The sequence below is a fragment of the Pseudomonas sp. NBRC 111139 genome (assembly GCF_001753955.1).
Lineage (GTDB): Bacteria > Pseudomonadota > Gammaproteobacteria > Pseudomonadales > Pseudomonadaceae > Aquipseudomonas > Aquipseudomonas alloputida.
The window spans coordinates 16,415-31,891 of record NZ_BCBP01000046.1; the positions used below are offsets into that span (position 1 = coordinate 16,415).

13 protein-coding genes are annotated in these 15,477 nt (G+C 62.7%); 6 read left to right on the forward strand and 7 right to left on the reverse strand.

Annotated elements, in window-relative coordinates:
* Positions 1-24: 24 nt before the first annotated feature.
* Positions 25-1,452, reverse strand: coding sequence for an arginine-ornithine antiporter (gene arcD / locus BJQ17_RS18440; protein WP_070096424.1), 1,428 nt, complete (start codon positions 1,450-1,452; stop codon positions 25-27).
* Positions 1,453-1,888: 436 nt separating this feature from the next.
* On the opposite strand from arcD (BJQ17_RS18440), the gene arcD (BJQ17_RS18445) reads away from it, so the two are divergent.
* Positions 1,889-3,316 (forward strand): arginine-ornithine antiporter, encoded by a 1,428-nt coding sequence (gene arcD, locus BJQ17_RS18445; protein ID WP_003255067.1) that lies wholly within the window; start codon positions 1,889-1,891, stop codon positions 3,314-3,316.
* On the opposite strand, the gene BJQ17_RS18450 is transcribed toward arcD (BJQ17_RS18445), so the two are convergent.
* The 6 genes from BJQ17_RS18450 to gap form a co-directional block, all read right to left on the reverse strand.
* Positions 3,296-3,709 (reverse strand): YbaN family protein, encoded by a 414-nt coding sequence (locus tag BJQ17_RS18450; RefSeq protein ID WP_003255065.1) that lies wholly within the window; start codon positions 3,707-3,709, stop codon positions 3,296-3,298. The two genes, arcD (BJQ17_RS18445) and BJQ17_RS18450, sit on opposite strands and share 21 nt — an antisense overlap.
* A 54-nt stretch (positions 3,710-3,763) precedes the next feature.
* Positions 3,764-4,357 (reverse strand): biliverdin-producing heme oxygenase, encoded by a 594-nt coding sequence (locus tag BJQ17_RS18455; protein WP_003255063.1) that lies wholly within the window; start codon positions 4,355-4,357, stop codon positions 3,764-3,766.
* Between the two features lie 140 nt (positions 4,358-4,497).
* Complete coding sequence (locus BJQ17_RS18460) at positions 4,498-7,086, reverse strand: TonB-dependent receptor (protein ID WP_070096425.1); 2,589 nt, start codon at positions 7,084-7,086, stop codon at positions 4,498-4,500.
* A 124-nt stretch (positions 7,087-7,210) separates the two neighbouring features.
* The gene (locus tag BJQ17_RS18465) at positions 7,211-8,173 is read right to left on the reverse strand and encodes a FecR domain-containing protein (protein WP_070096426.1); all 963 of its coding nucleotides are present in this window, start codon (positions 8,171-8,173) and stop codon (positions 7,211-7,213) included.
* A gap of 88 nt (positions 8,174-8,261) precedes the next feature.
* The gene (locus BJQ17_RS18470) at positions 8,262-8,774 is read right to left on the reverse strand and encodes an RNA polymerase sigma factor (RefSeq protein ID WP_003255059.1); all 513 of its coding nucleotides are present in this window, start codon (positions 8,772-8,774) and stop codon (positions 8,262-8,264) included.
* 392 nt (positions 8,775-9,166) lie between these two features.
* Positions 9,167-10,168, reverse strand: coding sequence for a type I glyceraldehyde-3-phosphate dehydrogenase (gene gap / locus BJQ17_RS18475; protein WP_070096427.1), 1,002 nt, complete (start codon positions 10,166-10,168; stop codon positions 9,167-9,169).
* Between gap and BJQ17_RS31235 the strand changes: the two genes are divergently transcribed.
* The 5 genes from BJQ17_RS31235 to BJQ17_RS18495 all read left to right on the forward strand — a co-directional run bounded on the left by BJQ17_RS31235 (position 10,167) and on the right by BJQ17_RS18495 (position 15,454).
* Positions 10,167-10,355 carry a hypothetical protein gene (locus tag BJQ17_RS31235; protein ID WP_127644126.1) on the forward strand — a complete coding sequence of 63 codons (189 nt, stop codon included), beginning with the start codon at positions 10,167-10,169 and terminating at the stop codon, positions 10,353-10,355. The two genes, gap and BJQ17_RS31235, sit on opposite strands and share 2 nt — an antisense overlap.
* 77 nt (positions 10,356-10,432) lie before the next feature.
* The gene (gene edd, locus BJQ17_RS18480; protein ID WP_003255057.1) at positions 10,433-12,259 is read left to right on the forward strand and encodes a phosphogluconate dehydratase; all 1,827 of its coding nucleotides are present in this window, start codon (positions 10,433-10,435) and stop codon (positions 12,257-12,259) included.
* Positions 12,256-13,215, forward strand: coding sequence for a glucokinase (locus BJQ17_RS18485; protein WP_004575645.1), 960 nt, complete (start codon positions 12,256-12,258; stop codon positions 13,213-13,215). Before edd ends, BJQ17_RS18485 begins: the two co-directional genes overlap by 4 nt.
* Before the next feature lie 78 nt (positions 13,216-13,293).
* Positions 13,294-14,019 (forward strand): two-component system response regulator GltR, encoded by a 726-nt coding sequence (gene gltR, locus BJQ17_RS18490; protein ID WP_003255055.1) that lies wholly within the window; start codon positions 13,294-13,296, stop codon positions 14,017-14,019.
* Positions 14,000-15,454 (forward strand): ATP-binding protein, encoded by a 1,455-nt coding sequence (locus BJQ17_RS18495; RefSeq protein WP_004575644.1) that lies wholly within the window; start codon positions 14,000-14,002, stop codon positions 15,452-15,454. Before gltR ends, BJQ17_RS18495 begins: the two co-directional genes overlap by 20 nt.
* Positions 15,455-15,477: the final 23 nt, after the last annotated feature.

The window sequence follows — 15,477 nt, forward strand, 5'->3', positions numbered from 1 at the left end:
CCTCCAATTGAGCGAAGACGTGGGTCAAAGGGTCAGGAAGCCGTCATACAGGCCAAAGGCTGCCACCAGGGCGCCAATGACCACGGCTGCGAAGATCAGTTTTTCCACGTTGGTGAAGACCGGTTTGCCCACCTCACGCTTGGCCTTGGCGAACAGGATGGCGCCAGGTGCGTAGAGCAGGGCAGAGAGCAGCAGGTATTTCACGCCGCCGGCGTACAGCAGCCAGATGGCGTACAACAGGGCGATGCCACCGATGATCAGGTCCTTCTTGCGTTCGGCCAGGGCCTGTTCGTAGGTTTCGCTGCGCAGTGCCAGCAAGAACGCATAGGCGGCCGACCACAGGTAGGGCACCAGGGTCATCGAGGTGGCGAGGTAGATCAGAGACAGGTAGGTGCTGCTTGAGAACAGCGTGATGACCAGAAAGATCTGCACCATGGCGTTGGTCAGCCACAGGGCGTTGGCCGGTACCTGTTTGGCGTTCTCGCGGCGCAGGAACTCCGGCATGGTGTGGTCCTTGGCTGCGGCGAACATGATCTCGGCGCACAACAGCACCCACGACAGCAGCGCCCCGAGCAGCGAGATGACCAGGCCGACGCTGATCAGCACCGCCCCCCAGTGGCCGACCACATGCTCCAGCACGGCAGCCATCGATGGGTTCTGCAGCTTGGCCAGTTCCGGTTGAGTCATGATGCCCAGCGACAGCACGTTGACCAACACCAGGAACAGCAGCACGGTCACGAAGCCGATCACCGTTGCCTTGCCCACGTCGGTGCGTTTTTCCGCCCGCGCCGAGAAGATGCTCGCGCCCTCGATGCCGATGAATACCCACACGGTAACCAGCATCATGTTGCGCACTTGGTTCATGACGCTGCCAAGCTCTGGCGTGCCTACGGCCCAGATATCGGCGGTGAAGATGTCGAGCCTGAAGGCGAACAGGCAGATCAGGGCGAACAGCACCAGCGGCACCACTTTGGCCACAGTGGTGACCAGGTTGATGAAGGCTGCCTCCTTGATGCCGCGCAGTACCAGAAAGTGCACCGCCCACAACAGGATCGATGCGCCAATGATGGCGGCTGGGGTGTTGCCTTCACCGAAGATCGGGAAGAAGTAACCCAGGGTGCTGAACAGCAGTACGAAGTAGCCGACGTTGCCCAGCCAGGCACTGATCCAGTAGCCCCAGGCCGAGGAAAAGCCCATGTAGTCGCCGAAGCCGGCCTTGGCATAGGCATACACCCCGCCATCCAGGTCAGGCTTGCGGTTGGCCAGGGTCTGGAACACGAAAGCCAGGGTCAGCATGCCGACCGCGGTGATCCCCCAACCGATCAGCACGGCCCCAACCCCTGCGCTGGCGGCCATGTTTTGCGGCAGCGAGAAGATCCCGCCGCCAATCATCGAACCGACGACAAGTGCAACTAATGCGCCGAGCTTTAGTTTTCCGGATGAATCAGACATTTAACAACTCCTGCCAGGAGAAAGTTGACGACAGAATAGATCCGACGCCGTTGCCTTGACCTGACTTACGTCAGTTTAAGGCGACGTGAAGGTAGGAAATTTCCTTCACGGGTGCTCCTGGAGAGTGCCGACAGCTTGAGCTGCAGGCCTTGTGTGCTGGCACCTCCATGTCCTTCTAGAGCAAACGCTCTGTTCAGCCTGCGAAGCTTGAAATTAGCCGCTTTTGCCGCTTTAGCAAATTTTTCACAAGAATTTCGAGTTTTATCAGTTTCTTTTCTAGTTGCTGGACTGCTGCTAGTTTTGAGGGAGCAGGTACATAGACAAAGCAGTTATTAGTGATATAGGTTGGGCGCACGGCTTCAGTATAAGTAACGGTATTTATATAGCCAGCAAGGCTGTTTCAAACGCATGACAGGGCTGGAAGAAAGGGAGGCTCATGAGCGAACCGGGACAGAAGCTGCGCCTGGGCGCGCTGATCGCGCTGGTGGTCGGGTCGATGATTGGCGGCGGGATCTTCTCGCTACCGCAGAACATGGCCGCGCGTGCTGATGTGGGTGCAGTGCTGATCGGCTGGGGGATCACCGCTGTCGGCATGTTGGCCCTGGCTTTCGTGTTCCAGACCCTGGCCAACCGCAAGCCGGAACTGGACTCAGGGGTATATGCCTACGCCAAGGCCGGCTTTGGCGAGTACATGGGCTTTTCCTCGGCCTGGGGCTACTGGATCAGCGCCTGGCTGGGCAATGTCGGCTACTTCGTACTGCTGTTCAGCACCCTGGGTTTCTACTTCCCGGTGTTCGGCGAAGGCAACACGCCCATCGCCATCGGATGTGCCTCGTTGCTGCTGTGGTCGGTGCACTTCCTGGTACTGCGCGGCATCAAGGAGGCGGCCTTCATCAACCAGGTCACCACCGTCGCCAAAGTGGTGCCTTTGCTGATTTTCGTGGTGATCGCTGCATTTGCCTTCCGCGCCGATATCTTCACCCGGGATATCTGGGGCTTGAGCAACCCACAATTCGGCAGCGTGCTGGAGCAGGTGCGCAATATGATGCTTGTGACCGTATTCGTGTTCATCGGCATAGAGGGCGCCAGCGTGTATTCCGGGCGTGCCCAGCGTCGGTCAGACGTGGGCAAGGCCACGGTCATCGGTTTTCTGGGTGTGCTGGCGCTGCTGGTGCTGGTCAACGTGCTGTCGCTGGGCATCATGACCCAACCGGAACTGGCCGGGCTGCAGAACCCCTCACTGGCCTCGGTGCTGGAGCATATCGTCGGCCCTTGGGGCGCCTTGCTGATCAGCCTCGGCCTGGCGGTCTCGCTGCTTGGCGCCTTGCTTTCATGGGCGTTGTTGTGTGCCGAAATCCTCTACGCCACGGCGCGGGACAAGACCATGCCGCGCTTTCTGGCCAAGGAAAACGCCAACCATGTGCCGGCTAACGCTCTGTGGCTGACCAACTGCATGATTCAGGGTTTCCTGCTGATTACGCTGTTCTCCGCCGGTACGTACACCAGTCTGATCTACCTGGCCTCGTCGATGATCCTGGTGCCCTACCTGTGGTCTGCGGCGTATGCCGTGCTGCTGGCGATGCGCGCAGAAACCTATGCCGGGCAGCCGAGGTTGCGGCGCAAGGACCTGCTGGTGGCGCTGGTTGCCCTGCTGTATGCCGTGTGGCTGCTGTATGCCGGCGGGCTCAAGTACCTGCTGCTTTCGGCGCTGCTGTACGCCCCCGGCGTCATCTTGTTCGCGAGGGCCAAGCATGAGCAGGGGCAGACGTTGTTCACGGCCTGGGAAAAGCTGATTTTCGCCGCCGTGCTGGTGGGTGCCGCGCTGGCGGCCTACGCCTTGTATTCAGGGCTGCTGAGCTTGTGACGGGGCAGGGCAGGCGTGTTCCGGGCGTGACCAGATCCACAGGTTGCCCAGGGTCATGCCGGCGATTGCCAGGAATACCGGCCAGTGATGTTCCAGAAAGGTCAGCATCAGGCCCGCGCACAGCAGCATGCTGATGGTTGCGCTGACCTTGGCCCGGCGCTGGATCACTTTGCCGTTGCGCCAGTTATGCAGAATTGGCCCGAACAGCCGGTGGTTCTCCAGCCATGCCGACAGGCGCGGTGAGCTGCGCGTGGCGGCCCAGGCGGCCAGCAGGATGAACTCGGTGGTCGGCAAGCCAGGAATCACAATGGCGACCAGGCCCACCCCGAGGCTCACGTAGGCCAGGATTCCATACAACAGGCGGGCGAGTTTCGAGCGGGCTGGTCGGGTCATGTTCTCACTGCATAAAACGGTTCGGCCACCGGAGGGGTGGCCGGCTTCGGCGTATCAGACCAGCGCGGCATCCGCAGCGTAGGCGTGCTTGAGCAGCTCGGTGAAGCGCTCGAAAGCGGCCACTGCACCGCGCTCGGCAGCCGCTTCCTCTTCCGGCGAGAGCGCCAGGCCATCGAGGATGCGGGTGAACTGCTTCCAGCCTTCGGCACGGCCACCGGCGGGCTCCCCCAGGTGACGGGCACCGAAGCTGTCGGACAGTTCCAGGGCCACGGCACGCTTGATCAGAAACGCAGCGCCCAGTTTGGAGCCTTCGGAGACGAAGATCCAGCCCATTGCCTCGCCCAGGCTCAGCTTGCCCACGGCACCCGGTACGGCGGCCGGTACTTCGGTGTCGAGGTCGGCAAGGTCCAGGCGGGCCTGGTCGGCACGGCAGCGCTCAGCCAGATCAGGGACGATGGCGATCAGCTGAGGGTCGTTGTACAGGGCCTGCAGCTCGGACTGGAACAGGTACTGCGCGACGACGAAGCGGGCGAAACTTTCGCGGCTGTCGAAAGGCGCGTGGGATTTGACCAGGGCATCCAGCTCGGCGTGCGGGGCGTGGGTGATCTGGTTCAGGCGTTGGGAGCGCAGGGATGGGCGTTCGGTCATGGGGCAGTCCTTGGAAAGAGGGCGTCTAGATACAAGACGAAACAGCGGGAGCGGGACAGTAAAAAAAGCCGGTATTTGTGTTGCCAGTACCGGCCTCTTCGCGGGTTTACCCGCAAAGAGGCCGGTACAGACGTAACGCCTCAGATATCCCAAACCACATTGATACCGAAGTTGCGCCCCGGCATGGTCAGGCGGTCGATGTTGGCTGGCTGGGTCACAGCCGCCTCACCCTGGCCGTCGTAGCTGCGCACCGAATCCCACTGCCAGTACTTCTTGTCGGTAAGGTTGTACAGCCCGGCGTTGATGGTGACGTCGTCGGTGACCTTGTAGTAGCCGGTCAGGTCCAGCACACCGTAGCCCGGGGTGCGGAACTTCGAGGTAGAACCGTCAGGCGAATAAAAGGTGCTGTCGTCGACACGGGTCTTGCGCTTGACCAGCGTCCAGCTCAGCAAGCCACCGTAGTTCTGCTGCTCGTAGCCCAGGCCGAATACGCCCTTGAGCGGGTTGACACTGTTCAGCGGTTGACCGGTGTCATCGTTACGACCATAGGTGTAGGCAATCGAGGTTTGGGTATAGAGGCCCTGCGGTGCGCCGAAGTGGTCGAGGTTCAGGCGGCCCTTGAATTCGGCACCCTTGATGGTGGCGTGCTTGATGTTGTTGGCCTGGAAGGTCTGTTCCAGGTTGGCGCTTTGCACGGCATCTTCGTCGATGAAATCACGGTACTTGTTGTAGAACACTGCCACGTCGAAGTTGCCGGCGTCGAAGTTGCCACGCAGGCCGGTTTCGTAGCTTTTGCTCTTTTCAGGCTCAAGGTTCGGGTTGCCCTCCACGCGGTAGCCTTGGTCCAGGTTCTGGAAGCGGCCATACATGGCTTTGGCGGTCGGCGTGCGGAAGCCCTCTGCATATTGGCCGTACCAGGTGTAATTGTCGTTGAAGGCGTAGGTCAGGCCGAACTTGGGCGAGACGCGGTGCCACTTCTTGTCCGAATCGTCCTGGGAGGTAGGCGCTGTACCGCTGGACTCCAGGCCACGCAGGAATTCCTCGGTGAATTTGGGCTCCATACGGGTGTAGTCGTAGCGCGCGCCGGGCATGAAGGTCCAGTTGTTCCAGCGGATTTCATCCTGCGCGAACAGGCTGTAGGTATTCACGGTCGGGTCCGGGAAGTCGCTGACCAAGGCCTGGCCGTCACGCGCGCTGTCCTGTCCGATGGCTGTACAGGTACCCCCGATGTTCAGGCAAGTGCCGGTGCCGCTACGTGAACCCGTTACTTTCTCCTGTTTGAATGTGGTGCCGTAGGTAAACAGGTGGTCGGTTTGGCCAATGCTGAAGGCCTTGTCCAATTGGGCGTCGAATACCCACTGGCGATCCTTGTAGGTAGTCTGCCGGTCCCGAAGCACTTGGCGTCCCGAGGCGACATACAGCTCATCGGTACGTTGGTCGGTCTTCGCGATCTGGTAGTTGAGGCTCCATTTGACGTGATCTGCGACCACGCTATCGAGGTCGAATTCATGATTGAGGCCGAAGCGTTCACGGGTGATCGTGTCGTTGCCTTGGCGCATGCGGTACGAGTTCATGCCACCAAAGCCGGGGATGAACGGCCCACCCACCGCGCTGAGGATGTTCTGGTCGCGGTCATCTTTGTAGCGCTCGTAGGTGAACCCCAGACGCGCGTCGTCGGCGTAGTTCCAGCCCAGCTTGGCCAGCACGTTGGTGGTGCGCACGTCCATCGGGTTGGCTTCGGTGCGCGACAGGCCGTCGCCACTGTGGCTGCCGTGGGTTTCGGTCTCGTGGCCGTTGCGCTGGCTCAGGTGCAGCAGGCCGTCGAAATCACCCTGGCGGCCGGCGACGGTGGCGGAGGTCAGCCAGCTTTCGTCGGCCGAGCTGTAGCCGGTTTTCAGGCGTGCACCCACGTCTTTACCGGGCTTGATGATGTCGTCCGGGTCGAGGGTGAAGTAGCTCACCGCACCGCCGATGGCGTTGCTGCCATACAACACCGAGGCCGGGCCGCGGAGGATTTCCACACGCTTGACGATTTCCGGGTCGACGTAGTTGCGCTGGGTCTGGGCGTAAGGGCCGTAGAAGAAGCTGTCGGGGATCGACACGCCGTCGACTTGGGTGAGGATCCGCTCGCCGTCGATACCACGGATGTTGTAGCCGTTCAGCCCGCTGCGTTGGCCGGTTCCGGATACCGACACCCCCGGCTCGTAGCGCACCAGATCCTGGATATTGTTCACGTTCTGCCGGTCCAGTTGCTCACGGGTCTGCACGCTGACAGTGCTCGGCACCTGGCTGACGTCCTGTGCGCTGCGGGTGGCGCTGACGGTCACCTGCTGCAGGGCGATCACGTTGCTTGCGGTTTGGCGCTCCAGTACCACATTGCCGTTGCTGATCTTGCGAAAGCTCAGCCCGGTGCCCCGCAACAGGCGCTTGAGGGCAGCATCTGGCGGCAGCGAACCTTGTACGCCTGGCGAAGCCACGCCGTCGGCCAGCTCGGCGCTGAAACCGACCTGCCAGCCGGTGACCTGGCTGAAGGCGTTGATCGCCGACACCAGCGGCTGCTGGTCGATGCTGAAGCGGTAGTCGCCCATGCGCGGGCTGCTGGCCTGGGCCGGCTCGGCGGCCAGCGCCGGCAGGCTGCAGGCGCCGCTGGCGAGCAGAGCAAGGGTCAACAGGGACAGTTGTCCTGTACGGCGGGGAAGGTTGGACGAGCGGGTAGGACCAGTGGACATCGGAAGCGCTCCCAGACGCGCGGGCTGTTATAGGTGATGGCTGCTCTTGCTTTAAACAAGAATCAGTTGCATTGCTATAACGAGACGGGCGGGCAAGTGCGATCGCGTAAAAATAATTCAGGGGTCAGTTCAGGATGACCAGCGCCGGGTACTCATGCAGTTGTGCCGAGGTGATGTGGGCCAGTGCGCGCAGGGTTTCCAGCGGCTGGTCGAGGCGGTAGTTACCGGTGACGGCAACGTTCTCCAGCTGCGCATTGCGGTTGATGATCCAGCCCGGGTAGTAGCGCTGCACTTCGGCCAGTACCTGGCTCAACGGGCAGTTCTCGAACACCAGACGGCCGTCGATCCAGGCCAGGTCCTTGTGCATGTCGGGGCGCTGGCGCTGGCCAAAGCCCTGGGGGCCGACGCTGATGCTGTCGCCGGCAGTCAAGCGGATGCGCTGGTCACGATCCCCCTGCAGGTCGACATCACCGCGTTGCACCCGTACCTGGGCCTCGCCGTCAAGGTAGCGCACGGCAAAGTCGGTGTCGCGCACCTGTGCGCGCAACGGCCCGGCTTCAACCTCCAGCGGCAACTGAGCGCCCTCGGGGACCTGGAAGTAAGCCTCGCCCTGTAGCAGGCGGGCGACCTGGCGGCCGTCCTGGCGTTCGCTGGCAAACGCTGAATTGGTGTTGAGCAGCACTTTTGCGCCGTCTTCCAGTTGCAAGCGCTGGCGCTCGCCGACCACCGTAAGGTGGTCGGCCTGCAGGCGCATGGGCAGGTTACCGACGGTGAACAGCCCGACCAGCAGCATCGCCGCGGTGGCCAGGGGTTTCCAGTGACTGCGCAGGCGCCCGCGTAATGAGCGGCGTTGCCGCTGGTGCATGTGCGTGGCCACCTGATGCAACGGCGCACCGTTCCACAGTGCCTCAGCCTCGACATAGGCCTCGGCGTTTTCGGGCGCGGCGCTCAGCCAGGCTTCAAAGGCCCGGGTGTCCTCGGCATCTGCGCATTGCAGGCGCACCAGCCAGTCCAGCGCCTCGTCCATGGCACGAGCACGGGCAATAGGCCTGGCAGGTGACGGGCGAGGGGCGGGGCTGTCGGTCACGGTGAATCCTTGAATGGTTTTTTGCGAATGATCAAGACTAAGGCGGGGTGTGGCAAGGGCTTTGCGTTGCCGTTCGCCTGCGGTCAGCTTACTTGAGTCGTTCGGCAACACCCATGCAGATTGCCATGATCAGTTTCAGTTCCTTTTGTACCGTGCTGGGCGAAACACTCAGTTGTTCGGCGATTTCCAGATAGGTGGCGCCATGCAGGCGGCTTAGGATGAAAATGCGTTGTTGGCGCTCGCTCAGTTGATTGAGGCTGACGCTGAGGTGCTTGAGCAACTGCTCGGCGTGCGCGGCATCCTCGCTGCTGGTGGCGGGCGCGGCGACACTGTGCAGCACTTCGTCGGGCACGTCGTCGACCAGCATGCGTGCCTGCACCCGGCGTGCACGCAGGTGGTCCAACGCCAGGTTGCGCGCGGTCTGAAACACAAACGGCTCGATGTGCTCTATGGGCCGCTCGCCCAGCGCGCGGGACACCCGCAGGTAGGTTTCCTGCAGCAGGTCTTCGGCCGTGCTGGGGTTACCGACCATGCGCTGCAGGGTACGCAGCAGGGTGAGGCGCTGAACGAGGAAGACGGAATTGAACCGGGACTGACTCACGGGGGGACCTGGCCGACGAAAGGTTAATGATAATGCTTATCATCCGTGCTGCAGGTCAAGTGTGGAATTATCAGGAAAAGGTAAAGATTGTAGTCGCGGGATGCCGTGTGCTTTTTTGTGGGAGCGGCCTGCAACCTTGAGCCTGCCCCAACCATTCATCGGTCACGGTGCGTTATACCTTGGTCGACGACCACGTTTGCCACGAGGCCTGAGCAACCCTTGTCGGAGCGGCCTTGTGTCGCGATAGGGCCGCAAAGCGGCCCCAGCAATCTATGCATGATGCGGAGATCCTGGGGCCGCTGCACGGCCCTATCGCGACGCAAGGCCGCTCCCACAGGGATCGCGCCAGCTTTTAGAAATTGAGCAGGGCAGTTGCCCCCACACGGGTCGCGTCAGCCAGCCCGGTGCAGCGCCAGGCAGTTATCCAGCATCCGGTTGCTGAACCCCCACTCGTTGTCATACCAGGCCAGCACCTTGAGCATCCGCCCGTTGGCCCGGGTATGGTTGGCATCGAAGATCGACGACAGCGGGTTGTGGTTGAAATCGCAGGAAACCAATGGCAGGGCGTTGTAGCCCAATACCTTGGAATGCTTGCTGGCCTCGAGGAACAGCTGGTTGACCTGCTCGGCCGTGGCCTCGCGCTTGAGGTTGACGGTGAGGTCCACCAACGACACGTTGATGACGGGCACCCGCACCGCCATGCCGGTCAGCTTGCCGGCCAGCTCCGGCAGCACCAGGCCCACGGCCTCGGCGGCACCGGTCTTGCTCGGGATCATCGACTGGGTGGCTGAACGCGCACGGTACGGGTCGCTGTGGTAAACGTCAGTCAGCACCTGGTCGTTGGTGTAGGCGTGAATGGTGGTCATCAGGCCTTGCTCGATGCCGAACTCCCGGTGCAGCACCTGGGCGATCGGCGCCAGGCAGTTGGTGGTGCAGGAAGCATTGGAAATGACCTGGTGCGAGGCCCGCAGGATGTCGTGGTTGACCCCGTACACCACAGTGGCATCGGCACCCTTGGCCGGAGCCGAGACAATCACCTTGCCCGCCCCGGCAGCCAGGTGCGCAGCGGCTTTGGCGCGGTCGGTGAACAGCCCGGTGCACTCGAACACCACGTCGATCGCCTCGGCCTTCCAGGGCAGTTCGGCCGGATTGCGAATGGCACTGACCGCGATACGGTCACCGTTGACCGTCAGGCTTTCGTGGTCGGCCTCGACGGTCGCGTCGAATATGCCGTGGACACTGTCGTACTTGAGCAGGTGGGCATTCATGGTGCTGTCGCCCAGGTCGTTGATGGCGACGACCTGCAGGTCCTGGCGGTAGCCTTGGGTATACAGTGCGCGCAGGACGTTGCGCCCGATTCGGCCGAATCCATTGATGGCGATGCGAAGGGTCATGGCAGTACCTCTGGCAGTTCGAGTGAAACCTGTGGCACAAAGGAGCTTCACTGAAACGGTTTTGTTGTTGGAATTACAAGATTATTCACTGGCTGATAGAAAACAAGCCTTTTTAGTGGCAGTATTTTGTTTAAATATACAACGAGTGGTTGGGCAACGTGCCTCCACCGATGCAGCGGGCTCCTAACCATGAGCCTAGGCCGCAATCGTTTGGAGGGGAAATGCCCGGTAAACCGCCCTTACAATTAGCCTGGAGTCCAGTACATGCATCCGCGCATCCTTGAGGTCACCCAGCGGCTGGTCGAACGCAGCCGCGCCACCCGCGAACGCTACCTGCAACTGATTCGCGGTGCGGCCAGTGAAGGCCCCATGCGTGCCAGCCTGCAGTGCGCCAACTTCGCCCACGGCGTGGCCGGTTGCGGCAGCGAAGACAAGCAGACTCTGCGCCTGATGAACGCGGCCAACGTGGCCATCGTCTCGGCCTACAACGACATGTTGTCTGCCCACCAGCCTTACTTGCACTTCCCCGAGCAGATCAAGCAGGCCCTGCGCGAGGTCGGCTCGGTCGGCCAGTTCGCCGGTGGCGTGCCGGCCATGTGCGACGGGGTGACCCAGGGCGAGCCGGGCATGGAGCTGGCGATCGCCAGCCGTGAAGTGATCGCGATGTCCACGGCGGTAGCGCTGTCGCACAACATGTTCGACGCAGCACTCATGCTGGGCATCTGCGACAAGATCGTCCCCGGGCTGATGATGGGCGCGCTGCGCTTTGGCCACCTGCCGACCATCTTCGTCCCGGGTGGGCCTATGGTTTCCGGCATCTCCAACAAGCAGAAGGCCGATGTGCGCCAGCGCTATGCCGAAGGCAAGGCCAGCCGCGAAGAGCTGTTGGAGTCCGAGATGAATTCCTACCACAGCCCCGGCACCTGCACCTTCTACGGCACCGCCAACACCAACCAACTGGTGATGGAAGTGATGGGGCTGCACCTGCCGGGCGCCTCGTTCGTCAACCCGTACACGCCGCTGCGTGACGCACTCACCGCCGAGGCTGCGCAGCAGGTGACGCGCATGACCAAGGCCAGCGGCAGCTTCATGCCGCTGGGCGAAATCGTCGACGAGAAGGCGCTGGTCAATTCCATCGTCGCGCTGCACGCGACTGGCGGCTCGACCAACCACACCCTGCACATCCCGGCGATTGCCCAGGCTGCCGGTATCCAGCTGACCTGGCAGGACATGGCCGACCTCTCCGAAGTGGTGCCGACCCTGTCGCACGTGTACCCCAACGGCAAGGCCGACATCAACCACTTCCAGGCTGCCGGCGGCATGGCCTTCCTGATTCGTGAACTGCTCGATGCCGGCCTGCTGCACGAAGATGTGAACACCGTGGCCGGCCATGGCCTGCGCCGCTACACCCAGGAACCCTTCCTCGACAATGGCAAGCTGGTGTGGCGCGAAGGGCCGCAACACAGCCTGGACGAAAGCATCCTGCGCCCGGTGTCGCGACCATTCTCGGCCGAAGGCGGCCTGCGTGTGATGGAGGGCAACCTGGGCCGTGGCGTGATGAAAGTGTCTGCCGTTGCCCCCGAGCACCAGGTGGTCGAGGCCCCGGCGCGGGTGTTCCAGGACCAGCAGTCGCTGGCCGACGCGTTCAAGGCCGGTGAGCTGGAGCGTGACTTTGTCGCGGTGGTGCGCTTCCAGGGTCCGCGTTGCAATGGCATGCCGGAACTGCACAAACTCACCCCGTTCCTCGGTGTATTGCAGGACCGTGGCTACAAGGTGGCGCTGGTTACCGACGGGCGTATGTCCGGTGCCTCGGGCAAGATCCCCGCGGCCATCCACGTTTGCCCGGAGGCTTACGACGGCGGCCCGCTGGCGCGGGTGCGCGATGGTGATATCGTGCGGGTCGACGGAGTCGAAGGCACGTTGCGGATCATGGTGTCGGCCGAAGAACTGGCCAGCCGTGAGCTGCCGCCAGCCCCCCAGGGCAACGACCTGGGGTGTGGGCGCGAGCTGTTCGGCTTCATGCGCATGGCGTTCAGCCCGGCAGAGCAGGGCGCCAGTGCCTTTACCTCGGCCCTGGAGCACCTCAAATGAAGCACCTGCTGGTTGGTGATATTGGCGGCACCAATGCCCGTTTTGCGTTGTGGCGTGACAACCAGCTGCATGAAGTAAATGTTTTCGCCACCGCGGACTACACCAACCCCGAGCAGGCCATCGAGGCCTACCTGGAAAGCCAAGGTATCGCCCGCGGTGGCCTGGCGGCGGTGTGCCTGGCGGTGGCCGGCCCGGTCGATGGCGATGAATTTCGCTTCACCAACAACCACTGGCGCCTGAGCCGCACGGCATTTTGCAAGACCTTGCAGGTCGAGCGACTGTTGCTGATCAATGATTTCACCGCGATGGCGCTGGGCATGACGCGTCTGCGCGAAGGCGAGTTCCGCGAGGTGTGCCCCGGCCAGGCCGACCCCTCGAGGCCGGCACTGGTGATCGGGCCAGGTACTGGCCTGGGTGTGGGCTCGCTGCTGCGTCTGGGCGAACAGCACTGGAAGGCCCTGCCGGGTGAAGGCGGGCATGTTGACTTGCCGGTAGGCAATGCTCGCGAAGCGGCAATCCACCAGCAGATCCACAGTCAGATCGGCCATGTCAGCGCCGAGGCCGTGCTCAGTGGGGGTGGCCTGGTGCGGCTGTACCAGGCGATCTGTGCGCTGGACGGCGACACGCCCAGGCACAAGACCCCGGCGCATATCACCGATGCCGCACTGGGCGGTGAGCCACGGGCGCTGGCGGTGGTCGAGCAGTTCTGTCGTTTCCTTGGGCGAGTGGCGGGTAACAATGTGCTGACGCTGGGCGCGCGAGGCGGGGTCTATATTGTGGGCGGTGTGATTCCGCGCTTTGCCGAGCTGTTCCTGCGTAGCGGGTTTGCCGCGAGTTTTGCCGACAAGGGGTGTATGAGTGGCTATTTTACCGGGGTGCCGGTGTGGCTGGTGACGGCGGAATTTTCCGGATTGGAGGGGGCAGGGGTAGCGTTGCAGCAGGCGTTGGATCACTGATGGAGCCGCTTTGCGGCGCCAATGGCACTACCCGACAGCAGGCAAAAAGACCTGCAATCAACAAGAGGAAGGACCACCTTGAGCACTGCCGGCAAATCGATCCTGATGGTCGACGACGACCAGGAAATCCGTGAACTGCTGCAAACCTACCTGAGCCGCTCCGGCTTCCAGGTACATGCCGAGGCTGACGGCAAGGGCTTTCGCCACGCGCTGGAAACCACGCCCTGCGACCTGGTCATTCTTGACGTCATGTTGCCCGACGAAGACGGCTTCAGCTTGTGCCGCTGGGTACGCCAGCACCCACGCCAGGCGCGCGTACCTATCATCATGCTCACCGCCAGCTCCGACGAGGCCGACCGGGTCATCGGCCTGGAGCTGGGCGCTGACGACTATCTGGGCAAGCCGTTCAGCCCCCGCGAATTGCAAGCGCGAATCAAGGCTTTGTTGCGCCGCTCCGAGTTCGGCCAGGCGGCGCCGGGCAGTGCCGTATTGGCCTTCGACGACTGGCGCCTGGACACGGTCAGCCACCGCCTGTTCCACCGTGATGGAGAGGAGGTGATCCTCTCTGGCGCCGACTTTGCCCTGCTCAAACTGTTCCTCGATCACCCGCAGCAAATCCTCGACCGCGACACCATCGGCAACGCCACCCGTGGCCGCGAACCGATGCCGCTGGACCGTATCGTCGACATGGCGGTCAGCCGTCTGCGCCAGCGCCTGCGCGATACCGACAAACCTCCCCGGCTGATCCGCACCGTGCGTGGCAGTGGCTACTTGTTGGCGGCGCATGTCTGCTGTGCGCCCTGAGCGGCGCTGGCGCCTGCTGCCGCGCTCCTTGCTGGGGCGCATGCTGCTGCTGACCTTGCTGGTTGTCCTGCTGGCCCAGGGGTTGTCCAGCATCATCTGGGTGTCCCAGCTGCGGGCCAGCCAGCTTCAGGGGCTGCGTGCCAGCGCCAGCAGCCTGGCCCATTCCATGAGTGCCAGCGTCAGTTACTTCCGCTCGCTGCCGGTGGCCTATCGGCCGCTGGTGCTCGACCAATTGCGCAGCATGGGTGGCACGCGTTTCTTCGTGTCGCTCAACGCCACGCCGCTGGACATGCAGGCACTGCCCGTCACCCCTCGCAAGCAGGCGGTGATCGATGAATTCCAGCAGGTGCTGCACGAGCGCCTGGGTTCGCAGATGGAAATTTCCGTGGAGTTTGTCGGGCCTGACGACCTGCGCATCTTCAACAGCGGCCTCAAACTCGACGAGCTGCCGCGCTCATGGGCCCATTATTCGCTGACCCTGGAGCCGCTGAAACCCCCGGTACTGGTCACGCAGATCCGCTTGGGCGAGGGCGAATGGTTGTACATCGCCTCACTGTTGCCCGAACCGTACACGGGGCTGGAAGCCGAACGCCTGCCGCGCCAGCAGATCGGCTTCATCGTGCTGACCACGGCCTTGCTGTTGCTGTTCATCGGCTTGCTGGTGCATTGGCAAAGCTGGCCACTGAAGCGCCTGGCGCGGGCCGCCCGAGAGATGTCGCTGGGTGCCGATGTGGCGCCAGTGGCTGAAGCTGGCGGCAGCGAAGTGGTCGAGGTGAGTCGGGCATTCAACAGCATGCGCGAGCGTATCAGCCGTTACCTGACCGAACGCAGCCAGCTGTTCAGCGCCATTTCCCACGACCTGCGCACGCCGATCACGCGCCTGCGCCTGCGCGTCGAACTGCTGGAGGACGAGCGCCTGCAGGCCAAGTTCAGCCAGGACCTGGACGAGCTGGAGTTGCTGGTCAAAGGCGCCTTGCAGTGTGTAAAGGACACCGACATCCACGAAAACATCGAGCCGGTCGACCTTAACCAGGTGCTGGAGATTCTGGCCGAGCCTTACCTGGGCGATGGTCGCATCACCGTCGAGGGCCAGGCGCTGGCGCCTTACCCGGGCAAGCCGCTGGCGTTGCGTCGCTGCATCGGCAACCTGATCGACAACGCCATCAAGTACGGCGAACGGGCGCGGCTGCGCATCATCGACGGGGCAGAGGGCTTTGTGCTGCAGGTGGATGACCAGGGGCCCGGGGTGCCGCAACAGCAGCTGGAACAGGTGTTCGAGCCGCATTTCCGTCTGGCCGGGCAGCAGCAGGGCTATGGGCTGGGGTTGGGCATTGCGCGCAACATCGCCCATAGCCATGGGGGCGAGGTGAGCTTGCTGAACCTGCGTGAGGGCGGGCTGCGGGTGACCCTGTATCTGCCGCGGGGTATGGATTGAGTTTTTGGGGTGCCTGTGCGGGC

What these genes read in the sequence shown, in the direction of transcription:
- arcD (WP_070096424.1), bottom strand. Translation starts at nt 1,452, where the DNA reads ATGTCTGATTCATCCGGAAAACTAAAGCTCGGCGCATTAGTTGCACTT.
- arcD (WP_003255067.1), top strand. Translation starts at nt 1,889, where the DNA reads ATGAGCGAACCGGGACAGAAGCTGCGCCTGGGCGCGCTGATCGCGCTG.
- BJQ17_RS18450 (WP_003255065.1), bottom strand. Translation starts at nt 3,709, where the DNA reads ATGACCCGACCAGCCCGCTCGAAACTCGCCCGCCTGTTGTATGGAATC.
- BJQ17_RS18455 (WP_003255063.1), bottom strand. Translation starts at nt 4,357, where the DNA reads ATGACCGAACGCCCATCCCTGCGCTCCCAACGCCTGAACCAGATCACC.
- BJQ17_RS18460 (WP_070096425.1), bottom strand. Translation starts at nt 7,086, where the DNA reads ATGTCCACTGGTCCTACCCGCTCGTCCAACCTTCCCCGCCGTACAGGA.
- BJQ17_RS31235 (WP_127644126.1), top strand. Translation starts at nt 10,167, where the DNA reads ATGGCAGTACCTCTGGCAGTTCGAGTGAAACCTGTGGCACAAAGGAGC.
- gap (WP_070096427.1), bottom strand. Translation starts at nt 10,168, where the DNA reads ATGACCCTTCGCATCGCCATCAATGGATTCGGCCGAATCGGGCGCAAC.
- edd (WP_003255057.1), top strand. Translation starts at nt 10,433, where the DNA reads ATGCATCCGCGCATCCTTGAGGTCACCCAGCGGCTGGTCGAACGCAGC.
- BJQ17_RS18485 (WP_004575645.1), top strand. Translation starts at nt 12,256, where the DNA reads ATGAAGCACCTGCTGGTTGGTGATATTGGCGGCACCAATGCCCGTTTT.
- BJQ17_RS18495 (WP_004575644.1), top strand. Translation starts at nt 14,000, where the DNA reads ATGTCTGCTGTGCGCCCTGAGCGGCGCTGGCGCCTGCTGCCGCGCTCC.